The organism is Streptomyces sp. B93 (assembly GCF_018070565.1).
In the GTDB taxonomy this organism is placed as follows: domain Bacteria; phylum Actinomycetota; class Actinomycetes; order Streptomycetales; family Streptomycetaceae; genus Streptomyces.
The window spans coordinates 36,492-56,854 of record NZ_JAGPXL010000030.1 but is presented as its reverse complement, the minus strand read 5'-3'; the positions used below and the strand labels follow the sequence as shown (position 1 = coordinate 56,854).

Sequence of the window (20,363 nt, the reverse complement as noted above, 5' to 3'; positions counted from 1 at the left end):
TCAGAGCGCGTCCGGGCCGCGCTCGCCGGTCCGGACCCGTACGGCCGTCTCGACCGGGAGGGACCAGACCTTGCCGTCACCGATCTTGCCGGTGCGGGCTGCCTTGACGATGACATCGATCAGCTGCTCGGCGTCGTCGTCCTCGGCCAGTACCTCGATGCGGATCTTGGGTACCAGGTCGACGGTGTACTCGGCGCCGCGGTAGACCTCGGTGTGGCCTCGCTGTCGACCGTAGCCGCTGGCCTCGGTGACCGTCAGTCCGTGGACTCCGAAGGCCTGGAGGGCCTCCTTGATCTCGTCGAGCCGGTGCGGCTTGACGACGGCGGTGATGAGCTTCATGCCTCAACCTTCTTGCTCTCAGCGGCGGGGCTGGTCTGGGCGGGTGCGGCGGCGGAGATGTGCGAGGCGGCCGCGCTGCTGAAGTCGTATGCAGTCTCGGCGTGGGCGCTCTGGTCGATGCCGGTGATCTCGGCGTCCTCGGAGGCGCGGAAGCCGATCGTCTTCTGGATGACGAAGGCGAGGACGAACGTCACCACGAAGGTGTAGCCCATGACCGAGAAGGCGCCGATGGCCTGCGAGAGGAACTGGTCCCAGCCGCCGGTGCCGTCGGTGGCGAGGAAGCCGACCATCAGGGTGCCGAGGAGACCGCCGACCAGGTGAACGCCGACGACGTCCAGGGAGTCGTCGTAGCCCAGCTTGTACTTGAGGCTGACGGCCCAGGAGCAGACCGCGCCGGCGACGACACCGATGAGCAGGGCGCCGAAGATGTTGACGTTGCCGCCGGACGGGGTGATGGCGACCAGACCGGCGACCGCGCCGGAGCAGGCGCCGAGGGTGGTGAACGCGCCGTGCCGGATGCGCTCGTAGATCAGCCAGCCGAGCATGGCGGCGCCGGTCGCGACCTGGGTGTTGATGGCCATCTGCGCGGTGGTGCCGTCGACGCCCAGCTCGGAGCCGGCGTTGAAGCCGAACCAGCCGAACCACAGCAGGGCGGTGCCGAGCAGGACCAGCGGCAGGTTGTGCGGCCGCATCGGGTCCTTCTTGAAGCCGATGCGCTTGCCGACGACGAGGACGGCGGCGAGGGCGGCGATACCGGCGTTGATGTGGACAGCCGTACCGCCGGCGAAGTCGATCACGGCCGGGTCGAGCTGGGAGAGCCAGCCGCCGCCCCAGACCCAGTGGGCGACCGGGAAGTAGACCACGGTGACCCAGACGCCGATGAAGACCATCCAGGCGCCGAACTTCACCCGGTCGGCGAGCGCGCCGCTGATCAGGGCGGCGGTGATGACCGCGAACAGCATCTGGAAGAGCGAGAAGGCGAAGACGGAGATGTCGTTGCCGGTGAAGCTCTCCATGGTGCTGTCGGCGTCGACGCCCTTGAGGCCGATCATGTCGAGGTTGCCGATGAAACCGCCGGAGTCACCGCTGAACGCGAGGGAGTGTCCGTAGAGCACCCACAGGACGCTGACGATGCCCAGCGAGATGAAGGACATCATCAGCATGTTGAGTACGCTCTTGGACCGGACCATGCCGCCGTAGAAGAGGGCCAGGCCGGGCGTCATCACCATGACGAGCGCCGCGCTGATCAATACGAATCCGGTATCTGTGCCGTTCAATGCCGGTATCTCCTCGTCTTTGGTACGGCCCCGTGCGGGCGAAGCCTGAGCGGATTGCGGGGGGCGGGCCGGTTATGCCGCACGAGATTGGCGCAGCGCCGTTTCGGTGGAAGCCCCGCGTTGTTTCACGGGCGTGACAAGGACGCATGGCGTGTTACGCGTCGATGAACTGCCTGATGTTCGGCCACTGGATCGTTATCGTGGCGCAACCTTCTGGGCCGGGCGACCGCGGGGAAAGCAGAAACCGGCCGCGGGCGGCCTTCCGATGACCTGGCATGGGGGAGCCGAGTCGGGCGGTTCGGGAGGGCCGGCCGCGGCCGGGGTCGGTACCGGGCGTCAGACCGCTTCGGCGGTCTCCGGCAGCTCGACGGCGAGTTTCTCGGTGAGGTCCACGACCTCCGCGAGGTCGCCGAAGTCCCGGGCGGCGGTGTCGACGGTCTTCCGGATCCGGGTGTTCACCCGCTCGGAGCGCACCTTCTTGGCCACCCGCATCGCCTGCTCGGCGTAGATCGTGCTCTGCTCGGGCTGGCGCTGGAGGAGGTGCACGGTGGCCATGCCGATGAGGTTGAGCGCATACGACCGCTGGTGCTCGCCGTCCTCGGCGAACAGCTCCACGGCCCGGTTCATCAAGGGCTCGGCGAGGGAGGCGTAGGCGGGGCTGCGACCGGCGACATAGGCCAGGTCGCGGAAGGAGTGGGAGTTCTCGCCGTGCAGTTCGGCCTCGGAGAAGAAGCGGATCCAGTCGGGGTCCGGCTCGTCCCACTCGTCGGCCTCGGCGAAGGTGTCCTCGGCCATCCGCACGGCCCGCTTGCACTTGCCGGGCTGCCCCATGTTGGCGTACGCGCGGGCCTCCATCGCATACAGCATCGACTGGGTGCGCGGGCTGGCGCAGTCCCGGCTGCCGTACTGCGCGAGGTGGATCAGTTCGAGGGCGTCGTCGGGCCGTCCGAGGTGGATCATCTGGCGGCTCATGCTGGACAGGACGTAACTGCCGAGGGGGCGGTCGCCCGCCTCCTTGGCGGCGTGCAGGGCGAGGACGAAGTACTTCTGGGCGGTGGGCTGGAGGCCGATGTCGTAGCTCATCCAGCCCGCCAGTTCGGCCAGCTCGGCGGCGACCTTGAAGAGCCTGCGGGTGGTGGCGTCGGGCTGGGGTTCCTGGAGGAGGTCGGTGACCTCGTGCAACTGGCCGACGACGGCCTTGCGGCGCAGGCCGCCGCCGCACTGGGCGTCCCACTGCCGGAACATCACCGTGGTGGACTCCAGCAGGTCCAGCTCGGGCTTGGACAGCCGCCCGCGCGCGCGGGTGGCGGGCACGGGCTCCGGGTCGGGTCGGGACGGGGCGGGCGGGACGGGGACCAGCCAGCGCTGCATGGGCTCGATGAGCGCCGGGCCCGCGGACAGCACCAGCGAGGTTCCGAGGAAGCCGCGCCGCGCGAGCATCAGGTCGCTGCGCGAGAACTCGCTGAGCAGGGCCACCGTCTGGGGGCCCGTCCAGGGCAGGTCGACCCCGGTCGCGGACGGGGCGGGGCGTGAGGTACGCAGGCCCAGGTCCTCGACGGAGACGACACAGCCGAACCGCTCGGAGAACAGCTCGGACAGGATCCTGGGGATCGGCTCGCGCGGGTTCTCGCCGTCCAGCCAGCGGCGTACGCGCGAGGTGTCGGTGGAGATGTGGTTGGCGCCCAACTGGCGTGCTCTGCGGTTGACCTGACGGGCCAGCTCGCCCTTGGACCAGCCGCTGCGCACGAACCATGAGCCCAGCAACTCGTTCGGGCGCTTGTCAGCGTTCGCCCCGCTGCCGCCGTTGCCGCCCACTGGAACGCCCCCATCCCCTTGGTAGACCGCTTGCCGCCGAATGCGTCAAGCCCTAACAGAATGCCCGTCAAACCGGTCTCCCGTATGGCACTTGTCACTCTTCGAACGGGAAGCCGCCTTGCCTCCGGCATACCCGCGTGAGCATGTGCCCCCAGGGTCCGTGTACTCAAAGTAATCCTACGATCACCCGTCCAGCCATGGCGAACGCTGAATCGCCACCATTCGCCACCCCTTCGAATGAACTCACGGTGGCCTCCGCACGATTCACTTGACATAGGACGGACGGGAGTGAGCGGAGCGATGCACAAAGGGGCGCACATGGCTCAGCGCACCACCCGGGACGCTTCAACGCGCCGCCCGGAGGAGCTGTCTGGATCGGCCGCCGACCGGGAAGGCGGAAACGCAGCGTCACGTTCCGCATCCGTCTCGTAACCACCGGTGCGTCGGACCCGTTGGAGGGGGCATGGGCTTCACGATCGGCAGCAGTCGGGGCATCCGCGACATCCGGTCCACCTCTCGCCGCCGCGGCCGCGCCTCGGAGTGCACCGCGGTGGCGGAGTACACGGGGCTGTGGGGCTGGGACGTGGCGCCGGGCGCCCGCGCCGCCGCGGGCGTCTGCTCCTGCGGCCGCCCCGACTGCCGGGCCCCCGGCGCCCACCCACTGGAGTTCGCCCCCGAGGTGCCCGCCGGTGCCACGCTGGGCGAGGTCACCAGGGCGTGGGCCGAGACCCCGGGCGCCGCGGTGATGCTGCCGGCCGGCCGGGCCTTCGACGTCATCGAGGTCGCCGAGTCCGCCGGGCGGCGCGCGCTGGTCCGCCTGGAGCGCATGGGCCTGCCCCTCGGCCCGGTGACCGCCACCCCCGACGGCCGCGCCCACTTCCTGGTCGCCCCCGGCGCCGCCCACGAGCTGCCCGCGCTGCTGTACCGGATGGGCTGGGACGACCCGAACCTCGACCTGCGCGGCCTCGGCGCCGGTACGTACATCACCGCCCCGCCCTCCGACCGCGCGGGCCTCGGCCCGGTCCGCTGGCTGCGCCCGCCCGCCCTGGACTCGGCGACCCGGCCCCCGGCGGCCCGGCTGCTGCTGGGCACCCTGGCGTACGTGGCCCACCGGTCACGGGCGTAAGGAGAAGTACGTAGCCGCCCGTACGACGAAGCGCCCGCCCCCTCTCCAATGGGGGGCGGGCGCTTCTCGTGAGGACCGACGTCCGGGCGGGTCACTCTCCGATAGCGGGTCACTCTCCGATAAGGGCATCCACGAACGCCTCCGGCTCGAACGGCGCGAGGTCGTCCGCGCCCTCCCCGAGCCCGACCAGCTTGACCGGAACGCCCAGCTCGCGCTGGACGGCGACCACGATGCCGCCCTTGGCGGTGCCGTCGAGCTTGGTCAGCACGATGCCGGTGATGTCGACGACCTCGGCGAAGACCCGGGCCTGGACGAGGCCGTTCTGGCCGGTGGTGGCGTCCAGGACGAGCAGCACCTCGTCCAGCGGGGCGTGCTTCTCCACGACCCGCTTGACCTTGCCCAGCTCGTCCATCAGGCCGGTCTTGGTGTGCAGCCGCCCGGCGGTGTCGATGAGCACCACGTCGGTGCCCAGCTCCTTGCCTTCCTTGACCGCGTCGAAGGCGACCGAGGCGGGGTCGCCCGCCTCGGGGCCGCGCACGGTGTGGGCGCCGACGCGTTCGCCCCAGGTCTGGAGCTGGTCGGCGGCGGCGGCGCGGAAGGTGTCGGCGGCGCCCAGGACGACGGTGCGGCCGTCGGCCACCAGGACGCGGGCGAGCTTGCCGGTGGTGGTGGTCTTGCCGGTGCCGTTGACGCCGACGACCATCACGATGCCGGGCTTGCGGCCCTCGGGCTCGGTCTTCACCGCGCGGTCGAGGTCGGTGCCGACCAGCGTCAGCAGCTCCTCGCGCAGCAGGCCGCGCAGTTCCTGCGGGGTGCGGGTGCCGAGCACCTTCACCCGCTCGCGCAGCCGCTCGACCAGCTCCTGGGTGGGCTGCACACCGACGTCGGCGGTGAGCAGGGTGTCCTCGACCTCCTCCCAGGTCTCCTCGTCCAGGTGCTCGCGCGAGAGCAGCGTGAGCAGGCCCTTGCCGAGGGCGTTCTGCGAGCGGGAGAGACGGGCGCGGAGGCGGACCAGCCGCCCCGCGGTGGGCTCCGGGACCTCGATGACGGGGACCGGAAGCTCTTCGACGGGCGGTTCCTCCACGGTGACGGGCGCGCCGCCGTCCGGAAGGTCCACCTCCTCTATGGTGCGGCGCGGTTCCTCACGCGGTGTCTCGGCCTCGTCGCCGACGTGCGGCTCGGCCGGAGGGGCGGTGATGTCGGGCGTCGTGGGCGGCGGCGGGGGCAGGGCCTTCTTCCGCCGGGTGCCGACGACGAGCCCGCCGATCGCGCCGAGCACGACCACGGCGATGACTACAGCAAGGATGACGATGTCCATAACGCGTCCAGTATCAGCCATGGGGCTCGGCCGGACCCAGTTTGTGTGTTCCGCCAAGGGCCACGGGTCGCGCGTCTGGCTATCTGACGCATCGTCAGATACGGTCCCCGCGCGCACGGCGCACACCACCCGCCGCCGAAGGGGACCCCATGCCCGTCACGGTCGTACGCTTCAACCTCGTCGCCCCCGACGCCTCCCCCGCCGCGCTCGCCGCCCGCTACCGGGCCGCCCTGGAGATGGCCGGGTACGCCGACGAGCACGGGATCACCCTGGTGCAGACCGAGGAGCACCACGGCGCGGCGAACAACTGGCTGCCCTCGCCGTTCGTCTTCGCGGGCGCGGTCCTCGGCGCGACCCGGCGCCTGGCGGTGACCGTCTCGGCGGTGATCGGCCCGTTGTACGACCCGCTGCGGCTGGCCGAGGACATCGCCGTACTGGACCTGCTGAGCGGCGGACGGCTGGTGACGGTTGCCGGGATCGGCTACCGGCCACGGGAGTACGCCCTGCTCGGCGTGGAGTGGAAACGGCGCGGGCGGCTCCAGGACGAGCTGCTGGAGACGCTGCTGAAGGCGTGGACCGGCGAGGAGTTCGAGTACCGGGGGCGCACGGTACGGATCACCCCGCGCCCTTACTCCGATCCGCACCCCCCGCTGCTGGTCGGCGGCTCCTCCCGGGCGGCCGCCCGCCGCGCCGCCCGCCTGGGCCTGCCCTTCTTCCCGAGCGCGCACCTGCCGGAGCTGGAGGCGTACTACAAGGAGCGGCTGATCGAGTACGGCACCGAGGGCTGGACGATGATGCCGGGCGCCGAGACCCCGCTGCTGCACCTGGCCGAGGACCCGGACCGGGCGTGGGCCGAGTATGGCCGCCATTTCCTGCACGAGGCCCGTACGTACGCCTCCTGGCAGTCCGGGGACGTCCGCTCGGCGGTGCGGTCGGGGGCGGGCACGGTCGAGGAGCTGCGTGCGGAGGGCGTGTACCGGGTGGTCACGCCCGACGAGTGCGTCGCGCTCGGGCTGGACAACCTCGTACTGCATCCGTTGTGCGGCGGGATGCCGGTGGCGGAGGGCTGGCGCAGCCTGCGGCTGTTCTGTGACGTGGTGCTGCCCCGGATCAACGGATGATCCGGGGCAGCGCCCGTGGGGGGTACGAGGAGAGGGGCAGCGGGGACTTGGCCCTTCTCCTCGGGTTCGGGGGCCTCCCCGGGCCAGGGTTCGGGCTCGGGAGGCGGTGGGTCAGCCCATCTCCTCCAGCCGCTTGCCCTTCGTCTCCTTCACGAACTTCAGGACGAACGGGATGGAGAGCGCGGCGAAGACCGTGTAGATCACATATGTGACGGACAGGTTCCAGTCGGCCAGCGACGGGAAGCTCGCGGTGATGGCCCAGTTGGCGATCCACTGGGCGGCGGCGGCCACACCGAGCGCGGCGGCGCGGATCCGGTTCGGGAACATCTCGCCGAGCATGACCCAGACGACCACGCCCCAGCTCAGCGCGAAGAAGAGCACGAACAGGTGGGCGGCGATCAGGGCGACCCAGCCCTGGGTGGCGGGCAGCTGGCCGTCGACGAGGTCGGCGGAGAACGCCCAGGCCTCCAGCGCGAGACCGATCACCATGCCGACCGAGCCGATGATGGCCAGCGGCCTGCGGCCGATCCGGTCGACGAAGACCATCGCGATCACGGTACCGACGATGTTGATGATCGACGTGGTGAAGGAGTAGAAGAACGAGTCCGACGGGTCGACGCCGACCGACTGCCACAGGGTGGCGGAGTAGTAGAACGCGACGTTGATGCCGACGAACTGCTGGAAGACCGACAGACCGATGCCGATCCAGACGATCGGCTTGAAGAAGAAGCTGCCGCCGAGCAGGTCGCGGAAGGTGGACCGGGTCTCGCTCCGCATGCCGTGCTCGATCTCGGTGACCCGGGCGTCCAGGTCGACGTCCTGGCCCTCGACCTCGGCGAGGATCTCCCGGGCGCGCTCCCGCTTGCCGGCGGAGAGCAGGTAGCGGGGGGACTCCGGGATGGCGAAGGAGAGCAGGCCGTAGAGGACGGCCGGGACGACCTCTACGCCGAGCATGACCTGCCAGGCCTCCAGGCCCAGCAGGGTCCCGCGCTGGTCACCGTCGGCGAGGTTCAGCAGACCCCAGTTGACCAGCTGGGACATGGCGATGCCGATGACGATCGCGGCCTGCTGGAAGGAGCCGAGACGGCCTCGGTAGGCGGGTGGGGCGACCTCGGCGATGTAGGCGGGGCCGATGACGGAGGCCATACCGATGGCGAGACCGCCGATGACACGCCAGAAGGCGAGGTCGTAGAGCGTGAAGGGGAGCGCGGAGCCGATGGCGCTGGCCGTGAAGAGGACGGCGGCGATCTGCATGACCCGGATCCGGCCGATCCGGTCGGCTATCCGGCCCGCGGTCGCGGCGCCGATGGCACAGCCGATCAGGGCGATGGCGATGACCTGGGCCAGCGCGGCGGAGCCGATGTCGTAGCGGCCTCTGATGCCTTCGACGGCGCCGTTGATCACGGAGCTGTCGTAGCCGAAGAGGAAACCGCCCATCGCCGCGGCGGCCGCGATGAAGATGACGTGTCCGAGATGGTCGGGCCGAGCCGTCCTGGCTCCTGAACTGGGTACCTGCGCTGTGCTGGTCACGTGTACTCCTCGGGCCGCCGGCGTCGCTGCCGGCGTGGGGGTCAGCCCTTCGGGGCGCTGAGGCCTGAAGGTAAAAGCAACGTTGCAGAGACTATGTGTTCAAGTTTCGAAGTCAATACATCGACAGCTGTGAGTTTGAGGCAGCCGGAAGGATGTTTGAGTTCAAGGCTTGAAGTATCTGCCCGTATGGTCAGACAAAAGACCAGGTCGGATTAGATGTAGGGCGCACGGGATCTAGCGCAGCCGCTGGCTGATGACCTTCGACACACCGTCGCCCTGCATCGAGACGCCGTAGAGGGCGTCGGCGACCTCCATCGTCCGCTTCTGGTGCGTGATGACGATGAGCTGCGAGGCCTCCTGGAGCTCCTGCATGATGCGGATCAGCCGCTGGAGGTTGGTGTCGTCGAGCGCCGCCTCGACCTCGTCCATGACGTAGAACGGGCTGGGCCGCGCCTTGAAGATCGACACCAGCAGCGCCACCGCGGTCAGCGACCGCTCCCCGCCCGAGAGCAGCGACAGCCGCTTGACCTTCTTGCCCGGCGGCCTGGCCTCGACGTCGACACCGGTGGTGAGCATGTTGTCGGGGTCGGTCAGCAGCAGCCGCCCCTCACCGCCGGGGAACAGCCTGCTGAAGACGCCCTCGAACTCCCGCGCGGTGTCCCGGTAGGCCTCCGTGAAGACCTGCTCGACGCGCTCGTCGACCTCCTTGACGACCTGGAGCAGATCCGCGCGGGTCTTCTTCAGGTCCTCCAGCTGCTCGCTGAGGAACTTGTGCCGCTCCTCCAGCGCCGCGAACTCCTCCAGAGCCAGCGGATTGACCTTGCCCAGCTGCTGGTACGCCCGCTCGGCCGCCTTCAGCCGCTTCTCCTGCTCGGCCCGCACGAACGGGCGGGGCCGGTTGCGCGGGTGCTGCGGGTCCTCGGGCAGCTCCTCACCGTCGGCGGGGGGCGAGGGTGGCACCGGCTGGTGCGGTCCGTACTCGGAAACGAGCCCCGCCGGTTCCACACCGAGTTCCTCCAGCGCCTTGGTCTCCAGCTGCTCGATCCGCAGCCTCTTCTCGGCGCCGAGTACCTCCCCGCGGTGGACCGAATCCGTCAACTTGTCGAGTTCCGCCTTGAGATCGCGCCCCTCGGTGCGGGCCTGCGCCAACTCCCGCTCCCGCAGCGCCTTCGCCGCCTCGGCCGCGGCACGCTCCCGCTCGGCCCGCGCGACGGAGACCTCGACGTGCGCGAGCAGCTGCCGGGCGCCCGCGGCGACGGCGCCCGCGACGGCCGCCTCCTGCCGCAGCCGGGCCCGCCGCTGCTCGGCACGCGCGCGTGCCTCACGTTCCGAACGGGCGGCCCGGTCGAGCGAGTCGGCCCGCCCCGCGAGCCCCTTCACCCGCTCCTCGTGCGTACGGACCTGAAGCCGCGCCTCCATCTCGGTCTGCCGGGCGTTGGCGCCGTCGGCGGCGAGCCGGTCCCGTACGGAGGTGTCCGGCTCCTCCTCGATCGGCATCTCCTCGGCGACCGCGAGCCGTTCGGCGAGTTCCTCGACCTCCTCCAGGGCCCGGTCCAGCGCCTCCTGGGCCCGGGCAGCGGCGGCGACACCGCGCTCGGCCTCCCCCGCCGCGCCCCTCGCCTGCCCGGCGAGCCGCCCGAGCTGCTGGGCGACGGAGGACTTCTCGCGGTCGGCGGCGCGGCGGCGCTCGGCCAGCTCCTCGACGGCCGCGACGGCCTCCTTACGACGCTCCTGCGCCGCCTGCTGGGCCGCGGCCAGTTCCTCGCACCGCACGGCCAGCTCCGCCAGCTCGGCGGCGGCCTCGTCCACGGACGCCTGTACTTCCAGCAGGCTGGGCGCGCCGGCGGAGCCGCCGTGGGCGAAGTGGGCGCCCAGCAGGTCGCCTTCGGCGGTGACGGCGGTGAGGTGGGGGTGGGTGTAGACGAGGTGCTCGGCGTCTTCGAGGGTGTCGACGACGACCGTGCCGTGGAGCAGTCGCCGTACGGCGGGCATGAGGTCGGTGGGGCCTCGGACCAGGTCCGCGGCGGGCAGTGCCCCCTCGGGCCGTCGGGCGTCCGCGGACTCGTCGTGGCCGGTCGCGCAGTTCCCCGCGCCCCTGGGGTCGGCGGGGGCGCCCGCCAGCAGGAGAGATGCCCGTCCGCCGTCCTGCTTGCGCAGAAGGCGGATCGCGTCGGCCGCCGCGGAGGGGGAGGTCACCGCCAACGCGTCCGCCGCCGCGCCGAAGGCCGCCGCCAGCGGGATCTCGTAGCCGGGGGTGATCGTCAGGAGTTCCGCCGCCGGGCCCAGCAGGCCGGAGAGACGATCCTGCGCGGAGAGCAGGGCGCCGGTGCCGTCCTTGCGGCGCAGCCCCAGGGCCAGGGCCTCGTGGCGGGCCCGGGTCGCGGCACGTTCGCGTTCGGCCGCGGTGGCCGCCTCCCGCGCGGCCGTCAGGGCGGCCTCGGCCCCGGTGAGCGCTTCCTTCGCGCTGCGGTGCCGCTCGGCCAGTTCCGCGTCGTCGGCGTCCAGCCCGTCGACCTCGGCCTTGAGCGTCTCGTACTCCTCCTGCGCGGCGACCGCGCGCTGCTCCGCCTCGTCGCGGGCGGCGGCCAGCCGGTCGATCTCGGCCTGTGCGGAGGCGGCCCGCGACCGGGCGGCGCCGGCCTGGCCGCTCAGCCGGGCCAGCCCTTCGCGGCGGTCGGCGATGGCGCGGGCGGCGTCCTTCAGGCGCCGCTCCTCGGAGGCCAGTTCGCGCTCCAGTTCGGCGCGGTGGGCGACGGTGTCGTCCAGGGCCCGCTGCGCCGCCTCCAGGGCGGCCTCCAGTTCGGCCTCCTGCTCACGGATGCGGGCGGCCTCGCGCTCCAGGTCCTCGGGGTCACGGCCGCGCCGCTCGTCGGGCGGGGCGGACGTGGCGCTCTTGACCCGGGCGTCGGCCAGCGAGATCGTGCCGCGCACCCGCTCGGCCAACTGGGACAGCTCGTACCAGGTCTGCTGGGCGCGCTGGAGGCGCGGGCTGAGCCGCCGCACCTCGTCCTCCAGCAGGGCCTCGCGCTGGAGGGCCTTCCGCAGCTCCTGCTCGGCGGCCTCCTTGCGTTCCTTCAGCGCGGCCTCGTCGGCGATCTCGGTCCTCAGCGCCTCCCGCAGCCGTACGAGGTCGTCGGCGAGGAGGCGGAGCCGGGCGTCGCGGAGGTCGGCCTGGATGACGGCGGCGCGCCGGGCGACCGCCGCCTGGCGGCCCAGCGGCTTGAGCTGGCGGCGCAGTTCGTCGGTCAGGTCCTGCACGCGCGCGAGGTTGGCCTGCATGGCGTCGAGCTTCCGCAGCGCCTTCTCCTTGCGCTTGCGGTGCTTGAGGACGCCCGCGGCCTCCTCGATGAAGGCGCGGCGGCCCATGGGGTCGGCGTGCAGGACGGAGTCGAGCTGGCCCTGGCCGACGATGACGTGCATCTCGCGGCCGATGCCGGAGTCGGAGAGGAGTTCCTGGATGTCGAGGAGACGGCAGGTGTCGCCGTTGATCTGGTACTCGCTGCCGCCGTTGCGGAACATGATCCGCGTGATGGTGACCTCGGCGTACTCGATGGGCAGTGCCCCGTCGGAGTTGTCGATGGTCAGGGACACCTCGGCGCGGCCCAGCGGCGGGCGGCCGGTGGTGCCGGCGAAGATGACGTCCTCCATCTTGCCGCCGCGCAGTGACTTGGCGCCCTGTTCGCCCATGACCCAGCTGAGCGCGTCCACGACGTTGGACTTGCCCGAGCCGTTCGGTCCGACGACACACGTGATGCCCGGTTCGAACCGGAGTGTGGTCGCCGAGGCGAACGACTTGAACCCTCGGAGGGTCAGGGCCTTGAGGTGCACGCCGCTGGACTTTACCTTCCGGGGTTGTCTCACTCCATGAACCCGCGGTTTCGCCCTCGGAGTCGCAGGGCACACCAGAAGTTAAACAAGGTGAAAGGATGCGCGGGTCAAGAAGACCGGAGCGGCTCCAGGACCGGGAGCCGGGGGGAAGAAAGAAGGGACGCCGAGGCGTCCCTTGCAGTTTCTGACACTGAGCGGTTGATTACGGGCTTCCCAACCACTGCTTGTCGTTGTGCGATGCAGTGATCAGGTGAGCGCAGGCTCCGCCTGGTGTGCGTCAACGCTCTCCATGATCCTGTCGTGAGAAGCGGCAGCCGTCAGTGCGTCGTTCTCCGCCTGGATCCGTACGAGCTCGGATTCCAGGTCCTGGACGCGCTGCTGGAGCCGTCGCATCTCGGCGAGGAGTCGAGGGTCGGAGCCGCCGACGTAACCGAGAAGCGCCTTTGCCATGATGGATGGTCCTCCACACTGAGTGACCGACCGATGCGGTGTGGGTCGTGAGGGATTCGCACCCGCGGTGCTTGGCACTGTGGAGTTGTGCTGCCGTTCATCCATGCCAAACAGCTAAGGTGCGCGGGGCTTTCAGCGTCTCACCAAAAAGTTTGACGGTCAACACGATCACGCCCCGTATTGGCGGGCGAACCGGGGGCGCGCGGCCTTCGAGTGGCGGCGCTGCGACTCCTGCGGGGCCCTGGGGCGTGGCGATCATCCTTGCGTGCGCGGCCCGTCGGCGCAAGCGGTTCTCGGCAACCACCAGCGGTTTTCATCGCGGACGGGGGTCCGGGGCCCGCCCCGGTGGCCGCGCGGGGGCCTGCCGGGCGGTCCTGGATCACCGGATCGCGAAGCCGTCGTAGCCGCCGCGGGGTGTGTCCCAGATCTCGGTGACCCCGTCCACGCGCCCGGGCGTGTCGCCCGTCCGAAGCCAGTCGAGGAGCCCGTCGCAGGCCTTGCGGGAGCCCTCCGCGACCACCTGGACGCGGCCGTCCGCCAAATTGAGAGCAAAGCCACTCAGGCCGCCGATCTCCAGTGCCTTGGCACGCGTGAACCAGCGGAAACCCACACCTTGGACGCTTCCCCGTACCCAGGCCACCAGCCGTACATCCTCGCTCATGGGTGCAACCTAACCGGCCAATGTCCCTCGGAGCACTTCCTCACCCTGCGCCATGCGGTACCGTCCCCACCCAATGAATCTCATATGAAACTCACTCGATCGAGTGAGTGTGAGTCTGGCTGGCCGCGGGGGGACGCGTCGGCCGCAAGGACGAGGAAGGCCAGGACATGGGACGCCACCGACGCATCGCCGCCGGCCGCGCCGCCACGGGCCGCGCCACGGGGGCCGCACCGACGCACGGCTCGTCCACCCAGGAGTACGACCCGTACTCCCCCTACGCGGGCGACCACGGCACCACCGGTATCGCCCCCTACCTCCAGCCCGAGGCGTACGCCGACGTCCGCGCCCGCAGCGAGGCCTATCTCTACGCCCCGGAGGCGTACACGACGGACGGCGGCTACCCGCACGCCTCCGAGACCGTCGGCTTCCCCTCCGACGGCTTCACGCCGGACGAGGGCGCCCGGCGCGCCGGAGCGCACCGCCGCCGCAAGAAGAAGGCCGGGGCCCCGGTCCGCAACGGCCTGCTCGGCGTCTCCGCCGCGGTGGCCCTCGGCACGGTCGCGGTCGCCACCGGCGTGGTGCCGGGCACCGAGAACTACCAGCTCGGCGGCGGCAACGGCGACAAGGTCCAGTCCGCCGACACCCCGGGCAACACCGAGACCCAGCAGGGCGGCACCTCCGGCAGCGCCGAGGCCCGCGACGAGTCGGCCTCGACGAGCCGGGACGCCGAACGCTCCGCCTCCGCATCCCCCACGCCGTCCCCCTCGACGTCGTCCGCCGCGCCGACGAAGACCCCGTCGAAGGAGCCGGAGAAGACGACCCCGTCGAAGACCAAGAAGCCCAAGCCGGTGACGCCGCCGTCCAGCGCCGAGACGAAGGCGCCGGAGCAGCCGGCCGACCCGCCGGTGACGGTCTCCAAGGAGGCCGCCACCGAGGCCGAGGTGCTCAGGCTCGTCAACGACGAGCGGGCCAAGGCCGGGTGCAGCCCGGTTGCCGCCAACAGCGCCCTGGCCGGGCTCGCCGGGGCCTTCAGCGCGGACATGGCCGCCCGCGGCTTCTTCGACCACACCGACCCCGACGGTCTCACCCCGTGGGACCGCGCGGAGAAGGCCGGGATAGACGACCTCGGCGGCGAGAACATAGCCCGCGGCCAGGCGGACGCGGCCGCGGTCATGGACGCCTGGATGAACAGCCCCGGCCACCGCGCCAACATCCTCAACTGCGACTTCACCACGCTGGGCGTGGGCGTCGAGTTCGGGGACGGCGGCCCGTGGTGGACGCAGAACTTCGGCTACTGACCCGGCGGGGTGCGCTCACCGCTGGTGAGCGCACTCCCTGGGACAGTGCTGTGCTCCCGTACGCTGGTGGCATGACGACCATGCCGGAGCGCACTGCGGAGCAGGATCTTCCGTATGACGTGTTCTCCCGGGCCTGCCCGTCCCGGGGGACGCTGGAGCATGTGACCGGCCGCTGGGGGGCGCTCACGCTCGGGGCGCTGTTCGAGGGGTCGTTCCGCTTCAACGAGCTGCGGCGGCGGGTCGACGGCGTGAGCGAGAAGATGCTGTCGCAGACGCTGCACGCGCTGGAGCGCGACGGCCTGGTGCACCGCGAGGCCCAGCCGACCAACCCGCCGCGCGTCGACTACGAACTCACGCCGCTGGGCCGTGAGGTGGCCGAGCGGCTGGTCGGCCTCATCCAGTTCGTCGAGGGCCGGATGGACGACATCCTCGGCGCCCGCGCCCGCTACGACGAGACGCGCGGCGGGCGCTGACAGCGCGGGCAGTAGTAGCTGGAGCGGTTCATCCAGGGGCGTCGGCGCATCGGCGTCCCGCAGCGGCGGCAGGGCAGGCCCTCGCGGCCGTAGGCGTCCAGGGAGCGGTCGAAGTAGCCCGACTCACCGTTGACGTTGACGTAGAGGCTGTCGAAGCTGGTGCCGCCGACCGCGAGGGCCGCGTTCATCACGTCCCTGATATGGCCGAGGAGTTCGAGGGTGCGGGGGCGGGTGAAGGTCGACGTCGGCCGGTCGTAGTGGAGGCGGGCGCGCCACAGTGCCTCGTCGGCGTAGATGTTGCCGACGCCGCTGATCAGCGACTGGTCGAGCAGGGCGCGTTTGATCGTGCTGCGCTTGCGGCGCAGAGCCTGGTGGAACACCTCCTCGTCGAACAGCGGGTCGAGGGGGTCGCGGGCGATGTGCGCGATGACGTCGGGCAGGCCCTCGGGGGTGTTGTCGTGCAGGGACAGACCGCCGAAGGTGCGCTGGTCGACGAAGCGGAGTTCGGTGCCGAGGCCGTCCGAGAAGCGGATGCGGATGCGCAGGTGCTTCTCGTCGGGCGCCGAGTGCGGCTGCACCAGGAGCTGGCCGCTCATGCCGAGGTGGGCGAGGACGGACTGGTCGGTGTCCTCCAGTGGCAGCCACAGGTACTTGCCGCGGCGGCGCGGGGTGCCGATGCGGTGGCCCGTGAGCCGGTGCGCGAAGTCCTCTGCCCCGGCGGCGTGGCGGCGTACCGCGCGCGGGTGCAGCACCTCGACGTCGGCGACGGTGCGGTGGGCGGCCCACCGGTCCAGGCCGCGACGTACGACCTCGACCTCCGGCAACTCGGGCATGGCGCTCTCCGAAGCGGGATGAGCCGAGCGCCCGCCCCGGGGTGCGGGGACGGGCGCTCAGCGCAGGGTGTGGTGATGTCAGACGGAGGGGACCGGCGGCTCGGGGGTGCCGTCCTCGTCGGGCTTGGTGTCGTCGGTGGCTCCCGTGACCGGTGAGCCGTCCGCGGCAGCCCGCCTGGCGCGCTCGTCCGCCGCGGCGCGAATCGCGCGCCAGGCGGACTCGGCGGCCTGCTGTTCCGCCTCCTTCTTGCTGCGGCCGGTGCCGGTGCCGTACGAGACGCCTCCGACGCGGGCGGCAGCAGTGAAGGTCTTCTCGTGGTCGGGGCCGGTCTCCGTGACCAGGTACTCGGGCACGCCGAGCCCTTCGGTCGCGGTCAGCTCCTGGAGACTGGTCTTCCAGTCCAGGCCGGCTCCGAGGTTCGAGGACTTCTCGATCAGGGGGTCGAACAGGCGGTGCACCAGCTCCGCCGCCGAGTCCAGGCCCTGGTCGAGATAGACCGCGCCGATCACCGCTTCGAGGGTGTCGGCGAGGATGGACGCCTTGTCCCGGCCCCCGGTGCCCTCTTCACCACGGCCGAGCCGGATGAAGGAGCCGAGGTCGAGCGAGCGTCCCACCTGTGCCAGCGCACGCGAGTTGACCACCGCGGCCCGCAGTTTGGCCAGCTGGCCTTCGGGCAGGTCGGGGTGGGTGCGGTACAGCGTGTCGGTGACGACGAGGCCGAGCACCGAGTCCCCGAGGAACTCCAGCCGCTCGTTCGTCGGCAGACCGCCGTTCTCGTACGCGTAGGAACGGTGGGTCAGCGCTCGCACCAGAAGGGCGGACTCGACCTTGTAGCCGAGCCGCCCTTCCAGAAGCGTGTGGGACGAGGCCTGGTTGTCGCCAGAGTTCTTCTTCGGCGTGGACACAGTGCCTCTCACCAGCCGCTCAGACCTCGAGGACCTGGCGCTTGTTGTAGGTGCCGCACGACGGGCACGCGATGTGCTGCTGCTTGGGCTCGTGGCAGCGCTCGCACGCGACCAGGGTGGGGACCGCAGCCTTCCACTGCGACCGGCGGTGGCGCGTGTTGCTGCGCGACATCTTCCGCTTCGGAACAGCCACGGCTACTTCTCCTGCTTCTCGTCGACGCCCGTCTCGGCGCCGCTCGTGTCGTCCTTGTCGCCTGGTTCGAGCGAACCGGCGAGTCCCTGCAATGCCGCCCAACGGATGTCGACGGCGTCATGGTGGTGGTCCGGGTCGTCCGCGAGCCGGGCACCGCACTCGGCGCACAGACCCGGGCAGTCCTCCCGGCACACCGGCTGCATCGGCAGTGCGAGCACCACCGCATCGCGCAGCACGGGTTCGAGGTCGAACAGGCCGTCCTCGAGGAAGAGCCTGTCCTCGTCGTCCTCGGCGTCGTCGCCCGGTTCCGCCTTCACGCGGCCCCGGTCGTCGGCGTCAGGGTACGAGAACATCTCCTGGAAGTCCGCTTCCAGCTCCTGCTGGAGCGGCTCCAGACACCTTACGCACTCCCCCTCGGCCCGTGCACGGGCGGTGCCTGTGACGAGCACACCTTCCATGACCGACTCGAGCCGCAGCTCCAGCTCGACCGGAGCACCTTGCGGCACTTCGATGACGTCCTTCAGACCGAGGTCCTTCGGGGCGTCGACCGTGCGGGACAGCCGCTGGAGCGCGCCGGGCCGCCGGCCCAGCTCGTGCGTGTCGAACACGAGGGGGTTGCGGTGGTCGAGGCGGGCGTTGGAGGCCATTCCTGCTTTCGATCTCTGAGCTGGGGCGCTGGGGAGTTTCGCCACCCGTGCACATGTTCCTGTTCCGGGCAGCGGCGACCGCGGACGCCTGCGACGCCCGTGAGAAGGCGTGAGCGCATGCGCGACCGAAGAGCCAGGATACTGGACCTTTCCCATACGGCCCAATCGGCACCGTCAGCCGTTGCCGCGACCCTGTTCGTACGCCCGCAGCTGCTCCGCGCTGATCATGCTGGTGTCGAAGAGGCTGGTCTCCTCCAGCGCGCCCGGGTCCTGCCCGTAGCCCTGCTGGGGCTGCTGCGGCGGGTAGGCGGGCTGCTGCGGATAGGCGGCGTAGGGATCGGCCTGCTGGTAGCCGTACGGGTCCTGCTGGGCGTACTGCTGCTGGTAGCCGTACGGGTCGCTCTGGGCCTGCTGCTGGTAGGCGTAGGCGTCCTGGCCGGCGTACTGCTCGTCCTGGACGCCGTACGACTCCTCCTGGGCGCCGTAGGAGTCGTCACGGCCGCCGTAGGGCTGCTGGGCCGGGACCTGGGCGGGCTGTTCGGCGCGGGTCTCGCTCTGGGTGAGGGCGGCGAGGTCGGCGAGGTAGTCGGCGTCGCTGCTGTGCTGGACGGTGGTGGTGTCGTCGGCGAGGGCGCCGAGGTCGTCGGTGGCGATCCGGCCGTGCAGCTTCTGGCGACCGCGGCCGACCGCCTCCAGGGTCTTGGCGAGGACCGCCTCGAAGGCGCCCAGCTTGACGTCGACGTACTCGTCGGCGGTGCGGCGCAGGGTCTCCGGGTCGTGGCTGCGCTCGGGGGCGTCCTCGTCCTCGTAGCCCTGCTCGTCCAGGCCGGGACCGGTGCCGAGGAGCTTCTCCCGGCCGCGGCCCACGGAGCCGAGGGTCTTGGTGAGGACCACCTCGAAGTTGGCGAGCTTGGAGTCGACGTAGTCGTCGGCCTCGGCGCGGACCTCCTCGGCCTCCTTGCGGGCCTCGGCGAGGATCCGGTCGGCCTCGGCCTGGGAGCGGCGGGCGATCTCGGTGTCGGAGATCAGTGAGCCGCGCTCGGCGTGTGCGCTGGAGATGATCCGCTCGGCCTCCTGGCGGGCCTGCTCGACCATCTGCTCCCGGCCGCCGATCAGCTCCCGGGCCTCGGCGAGGGAGTCGGGCAGGGTCGCGCGCAGCTCCTCGAGCATCGAGAGCAGTTCGGCGCGGTTGACCACGCAGGACGCCGACATCGGCATCGACCGGGCACTGGAGACCGAGGCGACGATCTCGTCGAGCTTCTTCTGCACGTCCACCGTGTGCTCGCCACTCTCTACAGCTGTGATGGAGACGGACGGGACGACTGTACGGCCATGGGGCGCCCGGGGGACACCACGTGACGGCCCGTCAGCCGTTCAGTCCCCCCGCAGCCGCTCGGCGAGGGCGGTCAGGACCTGGGGCGGCACCAGGTGGGAGACGTCGCCGCCCCACTGCGCGACCTCCTTGACCAGGGAGGACGACAGGAAGCTGTAGGTGGGGTTGGTGGGCACGAAGAGCGTCTCGACACCGGTGAGGCCGTTGTTCATCTGGGCCATCTGGAGCTCGTAGTCGAAGTCGCTGACGGCGCGCAGGCCCTTGACGATGGCGGGGATGTCGCGCTGCTTGCAGAAGTCGACGAGCAGGCCGTGGAAGGCCTCGACGCGGACGTTGCCGTACTCGGCGGTGACCTGGTGGATCAGGTCGATCCGCTCGTCGATCTCGAACAGGCCCTTCTTGGACTTGTTGATCATCACCGCGACGTAGACCTCGTCGTACAGACGGGAGGCGCGGGCGATGATGTCGAGGTGTCCGTTGGTGATCGGGTCGAACGACCCGGGGCAGACGGCGCGGCGCACTTGTGATCCCTCGCTCTCCGGTCCGGTCATCGTGCGTCTTCGCACGTAGAGGCGGCGCGACCGTACCAAAACGTTCCCTCGCCGTAGCGACGGGCCCGGAGCGGTTCGAAACCGTCCGGCCACCGGAACTCCCCGCCTCTGGTGCTGCGCTCCACGGTGACGAGGGCGTCGGCCGCGAGCCACCCCTCCGTGCGGAGTGTGAGCAGAATCTCCCGAAGATCGTCGTCCATAACGGCATATGGCGGGTCCAGGAAGACCAGGTCGTACGGCCGCTCGGGTGGGGCGGTGCGGATGATCTGCTCGGCCTTGCCCGTCCTGACCTCGGCGCCGGGGAGGCCGAGCGAGCTGACGTTCTCCCGGACCACGCGGGCGGCGCGGGCGTCGGCCTCCACGAGGAGGGTGTGACCGGCGCCACGGGAGAGGGCCTCCAGGCCCACGGCGCCGGAACCGGCGTACAGGTCGAGGACGCGTTCGCCGTCCAGGGGGCCGCCGAGGAGGGACTGCCAGGTGGAGAAGAGGCCCTCGCGGGCGCGGTCGGAGGTGGGGCGGGTTCCGGTCCCCGGGGGGACGGCGAGGCGACGGCCGCCGGCTGTGCCGGCGATCACGCGGGTCATCTGTGGTCCTTGGTCGTAGGCGGTTACAGGTTCAGTGTGGCTGGTCGCGCCCGCGCGGCGGTAGCCGCATATGGAGGACG

Annotated in this window: 19 protein-coding genes; 4 read left to right on the top strand and 15 right to left on the bottom strand. The window is 71.0% G+C overall.

The genetic code is table 11. The features are described 5' to 3' along the window. The 3 genes from KBY47_RS25090 to KBY47_RS25080 form a co-directional block, all read right to left on the bottom strand. Positions 1–339: a P-II family nitrogen regulator gene (locus tag KBY47_RS25090; protein WP_003997576.1), complete on the bottom strand. Its 339-nt coding sequence runs from the start codon at positions 337–339 to the stop codon at positions 1–3. Further along, a complete protein-coding gene (locus tag KBY47_RS25085; protein WP_210924492.1) occupies positions 336–1,616 on the bottom strand; it encodes an ammonium transporter in 1,281 nt (426 codons plus the stop codon). The genes KBY47_RS25090 and KBY47_RS25085 overlap by 4 nt, the downstream gene beginning before the upstream one ends. Positions 1,617–1,952: 336 nt before the next feature. After that, positions 1,953–3,431: a hypothetical protein gene (locus KBY47_RS25080; protein ID WP_210924490.1), complete on the bottom strand. Its 1,479-nt coding sequence runs from the start codon at positions 3,429–3,431 to the stop codon at positions 1,953–1,955. Between the two features lie 463 nt (positions 3,432–3,894). Here KBY47_RS25080 and KBY47_RS25075 point away from each other — a divergent pair, with 463 nt between their 5' ends. Beyond that, positions 3,895–4,557 (top strand): bifunctional DNA primase/polymerase, encoded by a 663-nt coding sequence (locus KBY47_RS25075; RefSeq protein WP_210924487.1) that lies wholly within the window; start codon positions 3,895–3,897, stop codon positions 4,555–4,557. A 109-nt stretch (positions 4,558–4,666) separates the two neighbouring features. On the opposite strand, the gene ftsY is transcribed toward KBY47_RS25075, so the two are convergent. Beyond that, positions 4,667–5,875, bottom strand: coding sequence for a signal recognition particle-docking protein FtsY (gene ftsY, locus KBY47_RS25070; RefSeq protein WP_210924485.1), 1,209 nt, complete (start codon positions 5,873–5,875; stop codon positions 4,667–4,669). 149 nt (positions 5,876–6,024) lie between these two features. On the opposite strand from ftsY, the gene KBY47_RS25065 reads away from it, so the two are divergent. After that, the gene (locus KBY47_RS25065) at positions 6,025–6,996 is read left to right on the top strand and encodes an LLM class flavin-dependent oxidoreductase (protein WP_210924484.1); all 972 of its coding nucleotides are present in this window, start codon (positions 6,025–6,027) and stop codon (positions 6,994–6,996) included. Positions 6,997–7,107: 111 nt separating this feature from the next. On the opposite strand, the gene KBY47_RS25060 is transcribed toward KBY47_RS25065, so the two are convergent. From KBY47_RS25060 to KBY47_RS25045, 4 genes are all read right to left on the bottom strand, one after another. Then, positions 7,108–8,526 carry a sugar porter family MFS transporter gene (locus KBY47_RS25060; RefSeq protein WP_210924483.1) on the bottom strand — a complete coding sequence of 473 codons (1,419 nt, stop codon included), beginning with the start codon at positions 8,524–8,526 and terminating at the stop codon, positions 7,108–7,110. 234 nt (positions 8,527–8,760) lie between these two features. Further along, entirely contained in the window at positions 8,761–12,354 is a 3,594-nt protein-coding gene (gene smc / locus KBY47_RS25055; protein ID WP_210924481.1) for a chromosome segregation protein SMC, read from the bottom strand. Positions 12,355–12,600: 246 nt separating this feature from the next. Continuing rightward, positions 12,601–12,804 (bottom strand): hypothetical protein, encoded by a 204-nt coding sequence (locus KBY47_RS25050; protein ID WP_142192916.1) that lies wholly within the window; start codon positions 12,802–12,804, stop codon positions 12,601–12,603. A 379-nt stretch (positions 12,805–13,183) separates the two neighbouring features. Continuing rightward, complete coding sequence (locus KBY47_RS25045; RefSeq protein WP_210924478.1) at positions 13,184–13,465, bottom strand: acylphosphatase; 282 nt, start codon at positions 13,463–13,465, stop codon at positions 13,184–13,186. A gap of 167 nt (positions 13,466–13,632) precedes the next feature. Here KBY47_RS25045 and KBY47_RS25040 point away from each other — a divergent pair, with 167 nt between their 5' ends. Continuing rightward, positions 13,633–14,763: a CAP domain-containing protein gene (locus tag KBY47_RS25040; protein ID WP_210924476.1), complete on the top strand. Its 1,131-nt coding sequence runs from the start codon at positions 13,633–13,635 to the stop codon at positions 14,761–14,763. 71 nt (positions 14,764–14,834) lie between these two features. Then, entirely contained in the window at positions 14,835–15,236 is a 402-nt protein-coding gene (locus KBY47_RS25035) for a helix-turn-helix domain-containing protein (RefSeq protein WP_210924474.1), read from the top strand. On the opposite strand, the gene mutM is transcribed toward KBY47_RS25035, so the two are convergent. From mutM to rsmD, 7 genes are all read right to left on the bottom strand, one after another. After that, the gene (gene mutM, locus KBY47_RS25030) at positions 15,209–16,069 is read right to left on the bottom strand and encodes a bifunctional DNA-formamidopyrimidine glycosylase/DNA-(apurinic or apyrimidinic site) lyase (RefSeq protein WP_210924472.1); all 861 of its coding nucleotides are present in this window, start codon (positions 16,067–16,069) and stop codon (positions 15,209–15,211) included. The genes KBY47_RS25035 and mutM overlap by 28 nt on opposite strands. A 78-nt stretch (positions 16,070–16,147) precedes the next feature. Beyond that, a complete protein-coding gene (rnc, locus tag KBY47_RS25025; protein WP_210924561.1) occupies positions 16,148–16,975 on the bottom strand; it encodes a ribonuclease III in 828 nt (275 codons plus the stop codon). Between the two features lie 19 nt (positions 16,976–16,994). Then, entirely contained in the window at positions 16,995–17,168 is a 174-nt protein-coding gene (gene rpmF / locus KBY47_RS25020) for a 50S ribosomal protein L32 (RefSeq protein WP_003951102.1), read from the bottom strand. Between the two features lie 2 nt (positions 17,169–17,170). Beyond that, positions 17,171–17,815 (bottom strand): DUF177 domain-containing protein, encoded by a 645-nt coding sequence (locus KBY47_RS25015; RefSeq protein WP_210924470.1) that lies wholly within the window; start codon positions 17,813–17,815, stop codon positions 17,171–17,173. A 174-nt stretch (positions 17,816–17,989) separates the two neighbouring features. Continuing rightward, positions 17,990–19,090, bottom strand: a complete 1,101-nt coding sequence (locus KBY47_RS25010; RefSeq protein ID WP_210924468.1) for an ATP synthase F0 subunit B — start codon at positions 19,088–19,090, stop codon at positions 17,990–17,992. 99 nt (positions 19,091–19,189) lie between these two features. Further along, positions 19,190–19,669 (bottom strand): pantetheine-phosphate adenylyltransferase, encoded by a 480-nt coding sequence (gene coaD, locus KBY47_RS25005; protein WP_308405275.1) that lies wholly within the window; start codon positions 19,667–19,669, stop codon positions 19,190–19,192. Between the two features lie 26 nt (positions 19,670–19,695). Next, positions 19,696–20,283: a 16S rRNA (guanine(966)-N(2))-methyltransferase RsmD gene (rsmD, locus tag KBY47_RS25000; RefSeq protein WP_210924464.1), complete on the bottom strand. Its 588-nt coding sequence runs from the start codon at positions 20,281–20,283 to the stop codon at positions 19,696–19,698. Positions 20,284–20,363 lie beyond the last annotated feature (80 nt).

Excerpts from the sequence above, each read along its gene's own strand:
- KBY47_RS25090 (WP_003997576.1), bottom strand. The coding sequence starts at position 339 with ATGAAGCTCATCACCGCCGTCGTCAAGCCGCACCGGCTCGACGAGATC.
- KBY47_RS25075 (WP_210924487.1), top strand. The coding sequence starts at position 3,895 with ATGGGCTTCACGATCGGCAGCAGTCGGGGCATCCGCGACATCCGGTCC.
- ftsY (WP_210924485.1), bottom strand. The coding sequence starts at position 5,875 with ATGGACATCGTCATCCTTGCTGTAGTCATCGCCGTGGTCGTGCTCGGC.
- KBY47_RS25065 (WP_210924484.1), top strand. The coding sequence starts at position 6,025 with ATGCCCGTCACGGTCGTACGCTTCAACCTCGTCGCCCCCGACGCCTCC.
- KBY47_RS25050 (WP_142192916.1), bottom strand. The coding sequence starts at position 12,804 with ATGGCAAAGGCGCTTCTCGGTTACGTCGGCGGCTCCGACCCTCGACTC.
- KBY47_RS25045 (WP_210924478.1), bottom strand. The coding sequence starts at position 13,465 with ATGAGCGAGGATGTACGGCTGGTGGCCTGGGTACGGGGAAGCGTCCAA.
- KBY47_RS25040 (WP_210924476.1), top strand. The coding sequence starts at position 13,633 with ATGGGACGCCACCGACGCATCGCCGCCGGCCGCGCCGCCACGGGCCGC.
- KBY47_RS25035 (WP_210924474.1), top strand. The coding sequence starts at position 14,835 with ATGACGACCATGCCGGAGCGCACTGCGGAGCAGGATCTTCCGTATGAC.
- mutM (WP_210924472.1), bottom strand. The coding sequence starts at position 16,069 with ATGCCCGAGTTGCCGGAGGTCGAGGTCGTACGTCGCGGCCTGGACCGG.
- KBY47_RS25015 (WP_210924470.1), bottom strand. The coding sequence starts at position 17,815 with ATGGCCTCCAACGCCCGCCTCGACCACCGCAACCCCCTCGTGTTCGAC.
- rsmD (WP_210924464.1), bottom strand. The coding sequence starts at position 20,283 with ATGACCCGCGTGATCGCCGGCACAGCCGGCGGCCGTCGCCTCGCCGTC.